Origin of the sequence: Bartonella sp. TT67HLJMS (assembly GCF_042193375.1) — a bacterium.
Classification (GTDB): Bacteria; Pseudomonadota; Alphaproteobacteria; order Rhizobiales; family Rhizobiaceae; genus Bartonella; species Bartonella grahamii.
This window is the reverse complement of sequence record NZ_JBHILP010000002.1, coordinates 89,425-102,237: the sequence shown is the minus strand read 5'-3', so window position 1 is coordinate 102,237 and position 12,813 is coordinate 89,425. Positions and strand designations below refer to the sequence as shown.

General features: G+C 39.0%; 11 protein-coding genes. 9 read left to right on the top strand and 2 right to left on the bottom strand.

Translation table 11 applies throughout. From position 1 onward, the window contains the following. Positions 1-87: 87 nt before the first annotated feature. The 6 genes from aroC to ACFIJQ_RS01650 all read left to right on the top strand — a co-directional run bounded on the left by aroC (position 88) and on the right by ACFIJQ_RS01650 (position 6,712). Positions 88-1,176: a chorismate synthase gene (gene aroC / locus ACFIJQ_RS01675; RefSeq protein ID WP_273787905.1), complete on the top strand. Its 1,089-nt coding sequence runs from the start codon at positions 88-90 to the stop codon at positions 1,174-1,176. Positions 1,177-1,191: 15 nt separating this feature from the next. Further along, positions 1,192-2,295: a 3,4-dihydroxy-2-butanone-4-phosphate synthase gene (ribB, locus tag ACFIJQ_RS01670; RefSeq protein ID WP_273787906.1), complete on the top strand. Its 1,104-nt coding sequence runs from the start codon at positions 1,192-1,194 to the stop codon at positions 2,293-2,295. 7 nt (positions 2,296-2,302) lie between these two features. Next, the gene (locus tag ACFIJQ_RS01665; RefSeq protein WP_273787907.1) at positions 2,303-2,557 is read left to right on the top strand and encodes an exodeoxyribonuclease VII small subunit; all 255 of its coding nucleotides are present in this window, start codon (positions 2,303-2,305) and stop codon (positions 2,555-2,557) included. Positions 2,558-2,794: 237 nt separating this feature from the next. After that, positions 2,795-4,702, top strand: coding sequence for a 1-deoxy-D-xylulose-5-phosphate synthase (gene dxs / locus ACFIJQ_RS01660; protein ID WP_375628210.1), 1,908 nt, complete (start codon positions 2,795-2,797; stop codon positions 4,700-4,702). A gap of 16 nt (positions 4,703-4,718) precedes the next feature. Further along, entirely contained in the window at positions 4,719-5,462 is a 744-nt protein-coding gene (locus ACFIJQ_RS01655) for a TlyA family RNA methyltransferase (RefSeq protein ID WP_012754823.1), read from the top strand. After that, entirely contained in the window at positions 5,459-6,712 is a 1,254-nt protein-coding gene (locus ACFIJQ_RS01650; protein ID WP_273787909.1) for a class I SAM-dependent RNA methyltransferase, read from the top strand. Before ACFIJQ_RS01655 ends, ACFIJQ_RS01650 begins: the two co-directional genes overlap by 4 nt. A 541-nt stretch (positions 6,713-7,253) precedes the next feature. Here the strand turns inward: ACFIJQ_RS01650 and tldD are convergent. Next, positions 7,254-8,678, bottom strand: coding sequence for a metalloprotease TldD (gene tldD / locus ACFIJQ_RS01645; protein ID WP_012754825.1), 1,425 nt, complete (start codon positions 8,676-8,678; stop codon positions 7,254-7,256). A 109-nt stretch (positions 8,679-8,787) separates the two neighbouring features. Further along, on the bottom strand, positions 8,788-9,369 hold the full coding sequence (locus tag ACFIJQ_RS01640) for an invasion associated locus B family protein (protein WP_273787911.1): 582 nt from the start codon (positions 9,367-9,369) through the stop codon (positions 8,788-8,790). 307 nt (positions 9,370-9,676) lie between these two features. On the opposite strand from ACFIJQ_RS01640, the gene cyoE reads away from it, so the two are divergent. From cyoE to ACFIJQ_RS01625, 3 genes are all read left to right on the top strand, one after another. Next, positions 9,677-10,612, top strand: a complete 936-nt coding sequence (cyoE, locus tag ACFIJQ_RS01635; RefSeq protein WP_012754827.1) for a heme o synthase — start codon at positions 9,677-9,679, stop codon at positions 10,610-10,612. 182 nt (positions 10,613-10,794) lie between these two features. After that, on the top strand, positions 10,795-11,850 hold the full coding sequence (gene ispH / locus ACFIJQ_RS01630) for a 4-hydroxy-3-methylbut-2-enyl diphosphate reductase (RefSeq protein WP_273787912.1): 1,056 nt from the start codon (positions 10,795-10,797) through the stop codon (positions 11,848-11,850). After that, entirely contained in the window at positions 11,850-12,809 is a 960-nt protein-coding gene (locus ACFIJQ_RS01625; protein WP_375628206.1) for a homoserine kinase, read from the top strand. Before ispH ends, ACFIJQ_RS01625 begins: the two co-directional genes overlap by 1 nt. Positions 12,810-12,813 lie beyond the last annotated feature (4 nt).

Genomic DNA, 12,813 nt, shown 5'->3' with positions numbered 1-12,813 from the left:
GTATTTGGGAGCAACGAGCTACCTTGTGTATAGCACACAACATATGTTGTCGTTGTATATATTTGACAGAGAAACGGATCTTTTTTCATGTCGCATAATACATTTGGTCATTTGTTTCGTGTAACAACATGGGGTGAAAGTCATGGTGCTGCTCTTGGTTGTGTCATTGATGGTTGTCCACCTGGAATTGTTTTTACTCTTGCAGAAGTTCAAGCTTATCTTGATAAACGCAAACCAGGACAATCAAAGTATACAACGCAGCGCCGAGAACCAGATGAAGTAGAGGTCCTTTCAGGAGTTGTTGTTCAAGACGATGGGACGACATTGGTGACAACAGGTACACCAATTTCTCTGTTGATTCGAAACACAGATCAGCGTTCGAAGGATTATAGCTCGATTGCCCATCAGTATCGTCCAGGACATGCGGATTATACTTATGATATTAAATATGGCATTCGTGATTTTCGAGGTGGGGGACGTGCTTCGGCACGGGAGACGGCAGCACGTGTTGCAGCTGGTGCATTTGCTCGTAAAATCGTTCCTGGTTTGATTGTACGAGGAGCAGTGATAGCAATTGGTCCTCATAATATTAATCGTGATCGTTGGGATTGGTCAGAGGTTGATAATAATCCTTTTTTTACAGCTGATGCAGAGATGGTTCCCATTTTTAGTGATTATATCAGTAAACTCCGTAAAGAGGGAACATCTGTTGGTGCGGTTGTTGAGATCGTTGCAGAAAATGTTCCGGCAGGTTTAGGAGCCCCTATTTACGCAAAGCTTGATCAAGATATTGCATCGTTACTTATGTCGATTAATGCGGTAAAAGGTGTGGAAATTGGTGATGGTTTTGCGGCAGCCCGCCTGAGGGGAGAAGAAAATGCCGATGAAATGCGAATGGGAAATGATGGAAAACCGCTTTTTTTATCCAATCATGCTGGTGGTATTTTAGGGGGAATATCGAGTGGACAGCCAATTGTTGCACGTTTTGCTGTAAAACCTACTTCATCAATTTTAACGCCTCGTCGCTCTATTGATGTTGATGGTCATGATATAGATGTTATAACGAAGGGACGTCATGATCCATGTGTTGGGATTCGTGCCGTTCCTGTTGGTGAAGCGATGGTTGCTTGTGCTATTGCTGACCATTATCTAAGACATCGCGGTCAAATTGGGTGATTGAGAAGGTGAACAATGGCGTATGATGAAAAAAAAATTGTTTCTGCACTTAAAGCTTTTGAACGCGGTGAAATTGTTGTGGTGACAGATGATGATGACCGTGAAAATGAGGGTGATTTAACTGTTGCTGCAGCGTATTGTACAGAAGAAAAGATGGCGTTTATTCTTCGTCACACAACAGGTATTGTGTGTACACCTATGCCAAAAAAAGAAGCACAACGGTTTAATCTTGCTCCTATGGTACCAGATAATAACTCTGCACATGGGACGCAATTTACTGTTACTGTGGATTTTAAACGTGGGATAACGACGGGTATTTCCGCACATGACCGCACATTGGCAGTTCGTAATCTTGCTAATCCAAATGCTGGTGCTCACGATTTTGTCCGTCCAGGACATATTTTCCCTTTGATTGCGCATGAAGGGGGGGTGCTCATGCGTTCAGGTCACACGGAGGCCGCTGTTGATTTATGTAAATTAGCTGGTTTGCCACCAGTTGGTGTTATTGGTGAGTTGGTCAATGATGATGGCAGCGTTAAACATGGCAATCAGATCATGAAATTTGCACAAGAACATCGGTTACATATGATAACGGTTGCAGATTTAATTGCTTACCGCCAACGTAAGGAAATATTGATCAAGCATGTTGGGGAAATGCCTATTGAAACATCTGTAGGTCCCGCTATTGTTCAAAGTTATCAACTCCCTTGGGAAGCCGTTCAGCATATTGCAATTGTTTTTGGTGATGTCCGTGAGGGTGAGGATATTCCTGTGTATTTACATCATGAAAACATTATAAATGACGTTTTTTGTCAATCTTCAGATATTATGGTGATGATGCGGCGTATGATGGAAAAAGAAAAACGTGGCGTATTTATTTATTTGCGTAAAGGATCTGTTATGCAATCAACTATTGATATTCAAAATATGGCAAGAGACAGTTCAGAAAACCATGTGCAGGCGATTGAACGCGAAGAAGAATGGCGCAAAATTGGTTTAGGATCACAAATTTTAAAATATCTAGGAATAGGCTCTGTTATTGTTTATGCTGCTAAAGAGCATCATTATGTAGGTTTAGAAGGTTTTGGAATTCGTATATCTAGAACAGATATTTTTTGAGGTTCATATGAAAAAAGAGATACAAGAGGGGGATATTACGACCTTAAGCTTTGAGCAAGCGCTTAAGCAACTTGAAGTTATTGTCGAAAATTTGGAACGTGGCGATGTGCCTTTGGAACAATCTATTGATATTTATGAACGCGGTGAAGCGCTTAAAAAGCATTGTGAAAAACTCTTAAGAGTTGCTGAAGCTAAAGTTGAAAAAATACAGCTTTCAGAAGACGGTTCTCCAGAAGGAGTAGAACCACTTGATGCTAAATAATATTAAATATTTTGGATATTTATTGTGAAACGAGGAGATATAATAACCTTTTTTATAGAAAATTAAATCGATTGATTTCTTTTTTATAAAATAAGTAAAAAATGAGGAAAGTATAGCTCATCTCAAATAGAAAAGAGCATTTTTCAGTAAAAAAGATGCAAAACTGTAAATAAGAGTAGAGAAGATATATTTTTATCGTTTCGTTTTCTTAAGTTAAGATAATAGAAAGGTTTTTTTTTGTCTCAGGTCTTAACACCATTGCTTGACCGTATTTGTTTTCCGCAAGATTTGCGGGCATTGCCTGAGTCTGATTTGGTACAGTTGGCTGATGAGTTGCGAACTGCAACAATTGATGCGGTTTCTGTAACAGGTGGTCATCTTGGGGCGGGACTTGGTGTTGTTGAGCTCACTGTTGCATTACATTATATTTTTAATACACCAGAGGATAGGATTATTTGGGATGTTGGTCATCAAACCTATCCACACAAGATTTTAACGGGGCGTAGAGAAAAAATTCGCACATTACGTCAAGAGGGCGGATTATCAGGTTTTACAAAACGTTCAGAAAGTGTGTATGATCCATTTGGAGCGGGTCATTCGTCTACTTCTATTTCAGCGGGGCTTGGCATGGCGGTGGCAAGTGCTTTGAAAGCAGAGACAAGACGCAATATCATAGCTGTCATCGGTGATGGTGCAATGTCTGCGGGCATGGCTTATGAAGCAATGAACAATGCTGGTGCTTTGGATGCACGCTTGATTGTTGTTCTTAATGATAACGATATGTCTATCGCACCACCTACAGGTGCTATGAGTGCACATCTTGCACGATTAGTATCTCGTCCTTCTTATCGTCATTTGCGTGAACGCGTAAAGGTGTTGAGCGAAAAATTGCCAAAGTTTTTTTTGGACAAGGCGCGTCGTTCAGAGGAATTTGCGCGTGGACTTTTGGTTGGGGGAACTTTATTTGATGAGCTTGGCTTTTATTACCTTGGACCCATAGATGGGCACAATTTGGGGCATTTATTGCCTGTTTTAAAAAATGTTCGTGAATATCCTAGTGGTCCTGTTTTGGTGCATGTTGTCACACATAAGGGAAAGGGATATCCACCTGCAGAAGCCTCACCTGATAAATATCATGGTGTTAATCGTTTTGATGTCACGACAGGAAAACAGGTTAAAGCATCAAGTAATATTCTACCCTATACCAAGGTATTTTCTAAAGCTTTAATAGAAGAAGCTCGCCATGATGATAAGATTGTTGGCATAACAGCAGCGATGCCAACAGGGACAGGTCTTGATTCTTTTGCGAAAAAATTTCCTGAAAAAATGTTTGATGTTGGTATCGCTGAGCAACATGCCGTAACTTTTGCGGCAGGACTTGCTTGTGAAGGGTACAAGCCTTTTGTTGCAATTTATTCTACTTTTTTACAGCGTGCTTATGATCAAATTATTCATGATGTATCAATTCAAAAATTACCGGTACGTTTTGCTATTGACCGCGCAGGTTTTGTGGGGGCAGATGGTGCAACACATGCTGGAAGTTTTGATATTGTTTTTTTGTCCACTCTTCCTGGGTTTGTTGTTATGGCACCTTCTGATGAGCTTGAACTGATGCATATGGTGCGTACAGCTGCAGCTTATGATCAGGGACCAATTTCTTTTCGTTATCCACGTGGTGAGGGTATTGGTATAGATTTACCGCAACGTGGTGAGTTATTAGAAATTGGAAAGGGGCGTGTTCTGCGTGAAGGAAATAGGATCGCTTTGGTTTGTTTTGGAACGCGGATGTCAGAAGTGTTGCAAGCTGCTGATGCATTGGAGGCTGAAGGATTATCTACAACGGTTGCAGATGCACGGTTTGCGAAACCTTTAGATAAGGATTTGATGTGTCGTTTGGCACGTGAGCATGAAGTATTGGTGACAATTGAAGAAGGGGCAATCGGTGGTTTTGGAGCGCACATATTACAATTTTTAGCGCAAGAAGGGCTCTTAGAGCATGGTTTGAAAGCTCGTACACTAAAACTTCCTGATGAGTATTTGAATCATGGTGCACCAGAAAAAGTTCTTTCACGTATCGGGCTTGATGCTATGGGTATTGCCAACACGGTTTTTGCTGCTTTAGGCCGCGAGATTCGAACAGGATAAAAAATTCGAGTATGATATGGCTGCCAGAAAAAGGCTCGATATTCTCTTAGTTGAAAAAAACTTTTTTACGACACGTTCACGCGCACGTGATGCTGTCATGCGTCAAACTGTTAAAGTTAACGGCGAAATCGTTTTTAAAGCTGGGCAAATCGTTTTTGATGATGCAGAGATTGCTGTTTGTGATCCAGCGCAGAATTATGTTTCTCGGGCAGCGTTAAAATTGATTGCTGCACTTGATGCATTTCCGATTATAACAGATAAAGTGACGGCCATTGATGTTGGCGCATCAACAGGTGGTTTTACACAAGTTCTCTTAGAGCGTGGATCGGCTCATGTAATTGCCGTTGATGTTGGGCATCATCAATTTGATAAACGTTTATTGGGCAACAGTGCTATAACGTTATTAGAAGGCTTGAATGTTAGAGATTTTCAACATAAACATTTAGGTGGGCGAGAAATTGATCTTATCGTTTCAGATGTTAGCTTTATTTCTCTCAAACTTGCATTGCCTCCCGTTTTGTCTTTAGCCAAGAAGGGTGCCCAAGCTGTTTTACTGGTAAAGCCTCAGTTTGAGGTTGGTCGTAAACACTTTAGTAAGGGAGGAATATTAAATCCATCAATAGCTAAAGAAATTGCTGAGGCGCTTTTTGTTTGGTTAAATACACAAACAGGGTGGAGCGCAAGAGGTTTAATTCCTTCTCCTATTACAGGTGGTGATGGCAACGTGGAATATTTACTATTCGGAGAAAAACAAGAGTGAGTGACAATGTCATAATCGACCATATCGGAGCAAATGGGTATGGTACTTCTAGGACGTCTCGCGGCTTCGTTTATGTTCCTTTTACTTTACCAGGAGAGTGTGCTGAAATTACTGTTCATGGAAAATATGCAACATGTATAGCATTAAAAGAAAAATCATTAGAACGCATTGATACTCTTTGTCAGCATTTTGGAGAATGTGGAGGGTGTACTCTTCAGCATTGGCATATGGATGCTTATCGCGTATGGAAACAACAATTGGTTGTTGATGCGCTTAAAAAGTATGGACTTAATAATGTTGTTGCGCCTTTAATAGAATGTAAACCTTATAGCCGACGGCGGATTACTCTAACAGCATCTATGACCCCACAGGGGCAAAAAGTTGGTTTTAACCGTTATCTCTCTCATGAGATTGTAGCTCTTGAGGAATGTCCAGTAAGCCGTCCAGAGCTTATTTCTCAGTTGCATAATATCAGAGAGCTCTGTGCTTTTCTAAGCAGCTCTGCCAAACGGTTTCATGTTACAATAACACGTGTTGAAAATGGTTTAGATGTTGCTTTAAGCGGTTGCATTGTACACCATGAATCACTTCGTCAGAAAATGATCAGTGCTGCTCTTTCATATGGGATTATACGTTTATCTGTTGACGGTGAAGTGTTGGTTGAACGAGAAAAACCAGAGATTTACTTTGGAGATGTCTGTGTTGAATTTCCTTCTGGTGGTTTTCTTCAAGCAACCTGCGAAGCTGAAAATATAATGGGCAATATTATTTTGACTCATTTAAAAAAAGCAAAGAATGCTGTTGATTTGTTTTCAGGGATAGGAACATTTACCTTGCGCATGGCAAAAAAGATGAATGTTCATGCAGTAGAAAATAATGAAGATGCATTAAGAAATCTAAATACAGCAGCACGTTTTGCAACTGGTTTAAAAACGGTCACTTGTGAAAAACGTGATCTTTTCCGACATCCCCTTTCTGTAAAGGAACTTGAGGGTTTTGAGAGTGTTGTTTTTGATCCTCCCCGTGCTGGTGCAGAGCAACAAGTACGTGAATTAGCGAAGACAACAGTATCACGTGTTGTGGCAATTTCCTGTAATCCTACTACATTTGCTCGTGATTTATCTCTTCTTGTTGCAGGGGGGTATACAGTAGAAAAAATCATACCGATTGATCAATTTTTATGGTCACCACATGTCGAAATTGTTGCTGTTTTGAGCAAAAAGAAAAAAAAGAAAGCTTGGAAGCTTTAGCCTAAAATTTTTTAATGCCATGAAGATTTTTTTAAAGTTTACTTGAGTATTATTATAAAAATCTCTCCAAAATTTCTCTATAATAATAACCTTTTGCTCGTTGAATTAAGAGCACTGAATGTAGAAAGTGTTTTTTATTTTAAACTTTTTTATTATGAAATATAAAAGGTAAATTACCCCACACAAAAGACTAATGTATTACGAAGAAGATGTATCTGAGCAAGCCGGTGCCAGTGTTATATTTGCCATCTCCCAATGTTTCTACAACTCTTGGTACTTGAGGGAGACATAAGAGGAATCTTTGGTCCTGTCTTTGATAGTTTTTATTCATATAACTCCCCCCCACCTGTAACGTACAAACGAAAGATTTTGATTGATTCAACATGGAACAGATTTGAAATGAGAGAATCTTATGGTATTCAAGGTTCTAATTCAATATGAACAACGATAGATTATCTTTATAAATCAACGCATTTTACAAAAATCACAAAGTGCTCGTGATAGACGAGAAGGAGGCAATATTGAGAAGGAATGAGAACGCTTATTCCTTTACAAGCGCAGTTCCACCGATTGTCATATTATTGATTCGAAGATGAGGTTGACCGACACCAACAGGAACGTTTTGCCCAGCTTTCCCGCACATACCGATACCATTATCAAGTTTGCTATCATTGCCAATCATTGTAATACGTTTCATGGCATCTGGTCCATTACCGATAAGGGTTGCACCTTTAATAGGCGCTACAATTTTACCATTTTCTACTCGGTATGCTTCAGTACATTCAAAGACGAACTTTCCAGAAGTGATATCAACTTGTCCTCCACCAAATGAAACAGCATAGATACCATGTTTGAGTGAAGAAAGGATTTCTTCAGGTGTTTTATCTCCTCCTAACATGATTGTATTGGTCATTCGTGGCATTGGTGCATGAGCATAAGATTCACGCCGTCCATTTCCAGTTGATTTACCTCCCATAAGCCGTGCATTAAGCCTGTCTTGCATAAAACCAACGAGCTTTCCATCTTCAATAAGAACGTTATATCCTGAAGGGGTCCCCTCATCATCGACAGTGAGAGAGCCACGGCATTGTGGAATTGTACCATCATCAACAACTGTAACACCTTTTGCCGCAACTTGTTGTCCTAAAAGTCCAGCAAAAGCGGATGTTTTTTTACGGTTAAAGTCACCTTCTAAACCATGACCTACGGCTTCATGGAGCATAACGCCAGGCCATCCATTGGCTAAGACAACATCAAAAGATCCTGCAGGTGCTGCTTCTGCTTCTAAATTTGTTAAAGCCATACGTAAGGCCTCATCCGCAGCTTTTTTCCAATTGTCTTCATGAATAAATTGGTCAAATGCTTGTCGCCCTCCACATCCATAAAAACCATTTTCACGCCGATTACCCTCAGCAACAACCACAGATATAGAAAGTCGTACAAGAGGACGAATATCACGAACCAAATAACCATCTGCACGTAAAATTTCAACATGTTGTAGCGAGCCGGAAAGAGAAGCAGTCACTTGATGCAATTTATCATTTTTAGCACGTAAATAGGCATCAATTTTTTGCAAAAGAGCACTTTTTTCTTCAAATGATGGAGCATCAAGGGGATTATGCGGTTGATAAAGTCTCTTGTTTGTTTGTTGAGGTGCTATGCTATAAGTCCCTGCATGATTATTATAGGTAACAGCTTTAGCTGCTTCACTGGCACGTTTGAGTGCAGCAACTGATAACTCACTAGAGTGAGCATATCCAGTAGCCTCTCCAGCAACAACGCGTAGTCCAAATCCCATATCTTGATGAAATGAGCCGTTTTTAAGCTGTCCATTATCAAATAAAAGAGCTTCGCTTTCTGTATACTCAAGGTAAAGCTCACCATCATCAGCATGATGAAGCGTTTCCTGTACAAGTGATTGCACTTTAGAGGAAGCAATATCAAAATGATCTATCAGCGATTTCATAAGAATTATCCTATTTTTATGGGGGCTTAGAAGATTTTTATTAATCTAATTTAAGGAACGTTCAAAATATACGATGAGATTTTTATCGTCTAAAGCGTATCGATTTCATTCATGTCGGTAAGGTTTCATAGGCGTCGGCAAGACCATGAAGGTCAACAAAACCTCCAATCCCTTGTTCAGGAGTTGTAAAGATAAAATAGGTTGCCATTTTTCCTTTTAAAAAGAGCTGCAATATGTCTTCTTTAAGAAAGGCTTCAGCAACACAATTATCACCAAGACAGCGACGATATTCCATTCTGCCCATATTTTTATCGTCAATTTTAATTCCAACGCCAGGACGTAATTCAACGCGAATTGGAACAAAAACACGCATCAAAGCACCTTGCTTTTGAGGAAGTTTATAAAATGTAACACGCAAGGTAATATCATGACGACCTTGTGTATGAACGTTTTGTACAACTTCACACTGCATGTTAGGTGTACCTGGCGGTAGAGCACAAACTTTTGTCCATGCACCATAGGTTTGTGGAGCAGGGACATTTTGCGCATAGGGTGTTTGTGCAAATGCATGATTGATAAAACTACTATAAAGTGTGTAAAGAACAGCACCAATAACAAAACTTTTTTTGAGTAATTTATGAAGTATCACAGAAAATCCTATCCGACTCAACAAACACACACAACCATGCATAGATTTACATAAAAAAATGAATTCCCCACATAAAAACTATAACACAAAATCAGTATTTACCCAAATATATTAATCCATAGGATATATTTTTATGATACATTTGTAATGTAGGAGAGAATGTTGATTGAAAAAATGTATTTTTGTTGCCAATATTTCCATCTATTTTTAGGGGATACGTGCGAACGAGGTATTTCATATTTTCTAAAAAATACGATTGGTCTTAATTGATCATTTCCATACGCTAGATAATATTTGTCAGATAATATTGGTTTGTGAATGACAGAAATGGAAAAGGGCTTTGAGCGGAATGTCAGTTTCAGGAGAGTTATCGGTTGTGAATGGTAAATCAACGCCACCAAAATCCGGTATTGGTGATTATATCACATTATTAAAGCCACGTGTTATGTCTCTTGTGGTCTTTACGGCTCTGGTTGGTTTGCTTGTATCGCCTGTTCCTATCAATCCGTTGTATGGTTTTTTAGCGATTTTATGTATTGCTATCGGTGGTGGCGGTGCGGGAGCACTGAATATGTGGTATGATGCTGACATTGATGCCGTGATGGAACGGACCAAAAAACGTCCTATTCCTATGGGTAAAATCAGTTCCCGAAAAGCATTTATTTTTGGCATGGTTCTTTCTATGCTTTCGGTATTGGTTATGGGGAGCTTTATTAATTGGTTTGCGGCATTTTTTCTTGCGTTTACGATTTTCTTTTATGTCGTTATCTATACAATTTGGTTAAAACGTATCACACCACAAAATATTGTTATTGGTGGTGCTTCTGGGGCTTTTCCACCAATGATTGGATGGGCTGTGACAACAGGGTCAGTGAGTATTGATAGCTTTTTATTGTTTTTAATCATTTTTATGTGGACACCCCCTCATTTTTGGTCTCTTTCTTTATTTTCATCTCTTGATTATGAGGCTGCAGGTATTCCTATGATGCCTAATGTACGAGGTGAACATTCAACAAAAAAACAGATTTTATTTTATACTATTTTGATGGCATTATGCGCTGCTGCTCCTTGCTTTACTGGTCTTGGCGGAATTTTTTATGGTATTTTTTCAACAATTTTAAGCATTATCTTTGTTTATTTTGCCTATCGTTTGTGGAAAGCTGATACACATAATGAAACTATTTTGATGGCAAAAAAACTGTTTTTCTTTTCATTACTTTATTTGGCAGCTATCTTTGGAGTTCTTTTGATTGAATCTCTTGTTTGGTATTTTATTGCTCTTTAGTCGCGTAAAATGAAAGAACAAATTTTAAAAGAGCTTTGTTGCAAGAACATATTGTAAGAAAACACGATAGAGTGTGTTCTTATGCAAAAGATGGTATTGCCAGTTTTTTTACATTGCTTATTCGTGTATAACGATAGATTGTTTGAATATATAGCTAAAACTGTAGAGATTAAGGATGATTTATGTCTGGACTTCCCCCTTTAACGATACGTCTTTGTGGTCCACGTGGATTTTGTGCAGGGGTTGATCGTGCTATCCAGATTGTTCTCCTTGCATTAAAAAAATATGGTGTTCCAGTATATGTTCGTCATGAAATTGTACACAACCGCTACGTGGTTGAGGGATTACAACAACGGGGAGCCGTTTTTGTTGAAGAACTTGATGAGATTCCAGAAGAACATCGCAATCAACCGGTTGTTTTTTCTGCTCATGGTGTACCAAAATCTGTTTCAGAAGAAGCACGATGCTATAATTTGTTTTATCTCGATGCAACATGTCCGTTGGTCTCGAAAGTTCATAAACAAGCGATACGACATCAACGTCATGGTCGTCATGTCATATTGATTGGTCATGCTGGTCATCCTGAGGTGATAGGGACAATGGGACAGCTTGAAGAAGGGGCTGTGACGCTTATTGAAACGATAGAAGATGCTTTGCATTACCAACCCAATGATCCAGATAAATTAGGATTTGTTACACAAACAACGCTTTCTGTTGAAGATACTGCAGGAATTCTCGATATATTACAACAACGTTTCCCTACATTAGCGGCCCCAGCAGCTGAGTCAATTTGCTATGCTACAACGAATCGACAAGATGCGGTTAAGGCAGCAGCAAAGGGGAGTGATTTGTTTTTGATTGTTGGAGCGCCAAATTCTTCTAATTCACGGCGTTTAGTAGAGGTTGCCGAAAAGTCTGGTGCGCGGCAAGCTATTTTAGTTCAGCGCGCTGATGAAATTAATTTTGAAAACCTAAAAGCTCTTTCTATTGTCAGTCTTTCAGCAGGGGCTTCGGCTCCTGAAATTATTATTGATGAAATTATTTCAGCGTTTCGTGAGCGTTATAATGTCACAATAGAATTAGCTGAAACAGTAGTAGAAACGGAAAAATTTTTAGTGAGTCGCGAATTACGTGACGTCATTTTAACGTCGCAAGATATGGCTTTCGTCAATGGTCAAGCAAATAATGCAAAAAATGAAAATCAGAATACAGACATGTCTACAACGAAAGCAGAATAATGGCCGTTTATACAGATATTCATTCAAATGATTTAAAAGTGTTTTTAACACGTTATGCAATAGGGTCACTTTTGTCTTATCAAGGTATAGAGGAGGGGATTGAAAATTCTAATTTTATGTTAGAGACAACACAAGGGCGATTTATTTTAACACTTTATGAAAAACGTATTTCAAAAGATGATTTACCTTTTTTTTGTCGCTTGATGCAGCATTTAGGACAGCGTGGAATTCCTTGTCCTCAACCTGTTATTCAAAATGATGGAATGATGATCTGTGAATTAGCAGGACGCCCTGCTGCTATTATTACTTTTCTGGAAGGAGAGTGGGTCCGCCAGCCCACTATAGATCATTGTGGCGAAGTGGGGACGGGGTTAGCACAATTACATTTAGCAGGACAGGATTTTACACTCAGTCGTAAAAATACTCTTTCTGTTATGGATTGGCAGGTATTATGGCAACGTTGTCAAACAAAAGAAGATGCATTATTAAAAGAATTTGGGCAAAAAATTGAGTTGGAATTGGCTTTTTTACAGGAAAATTGGCCGCTCAATTTACCAATAGGCATTATTCATGCAGATTTATTTAATGATAACGTCTTTTTTGTGAATCATCGTCTTTCTGGGATAATAGATTTCTATTTTGCTTGTAATGACTTTTTTGCTTATGATTTAGCGATCTGTTTAAATGCTTGGTGCTTTGAGCCTGATCATTCTTATAATCTGGCCAAAGCACGTAAGTTATTGGAAAATTATCAAAAAATAAGACCATTGATCCCTTTAGAATTGGACAAGATTGTTTTGTTAGCTCGTGGTGCGTCTTTACGTTTCTTACTCACACGTCTTTATGATTGGTTTAATACACCACCTAATAGCTTTGTTATTAAGAAAGATCCATGGGAGTATTGGTACAAGCTTTGTTTTTTCAGTAATGTAAATTCGCTAAGTGAATTAGGTTTTTAAATTT

Bases quoted from the DNA above. Each gene is read 5' to 3' on its own strand.
- tldD (WP_012754825.1), bottom strand. From the start codon at position 8,678: ATGAAATCGCTGATAGATCATTTTGATATTGCTTCCTCTAAAGTGCAA.
- ACFIJQ_RS01655 (WP_012754823.1), top strand. From the start codon at position 4,719: ATGGCTGCCAGAAAAAGGCTCGATATTCTCTTAGTTGAAAAAAACTTT.
- ACFIJQ_RS01665 (WP_273787907.1), top strand. From the start codon at position 2,303: ATGAAAAAAGAGATACAAGAGGGGGATATTACGACCTTAAGCTTTGAG.
- cyoE (WP_012754827.1), top strand. From the start codon at position 9,677: ATGTCAGTTTCAGGAGAGTTATCGGTTGTGAATGGTAAATCAACGCCA.
- ACFIJQ_RS01640 (WP_273787911.1), bottom strand. From the start codon at position 9,369: ATGCATGGTTGTGTGTGTTTGTTGAGTCGGATAGGATTTTCTGTGATA.
- ribB (WP_273787906.1), top strand. From the start codon at position 1,192: ATGGCGTATGATGAAAAAAAAATTGTTTCTGCACTTAAAGCTTTTGAA.
- aroC (WP_273787905.1), top strand. From the start codon at position 88: ATGTCGCATAATACATTTGGTCATTTGTTTCGTGTAACAACATGGGGT.
- ACFIJQ_RS01625 (WP_375628206.1), top strand. From the start codon at position 11,850: ATGGCCGTTTATACAGATATTCATTCAAATGATTTAAAAGTGTTTTTA.
- ispH (WP_273787912.1), top strand. From the start codon at position 10,795: ATGTCTGGACTTCCCCCTTTAACGATACGTCTTTGTGGTCCACGTGGA.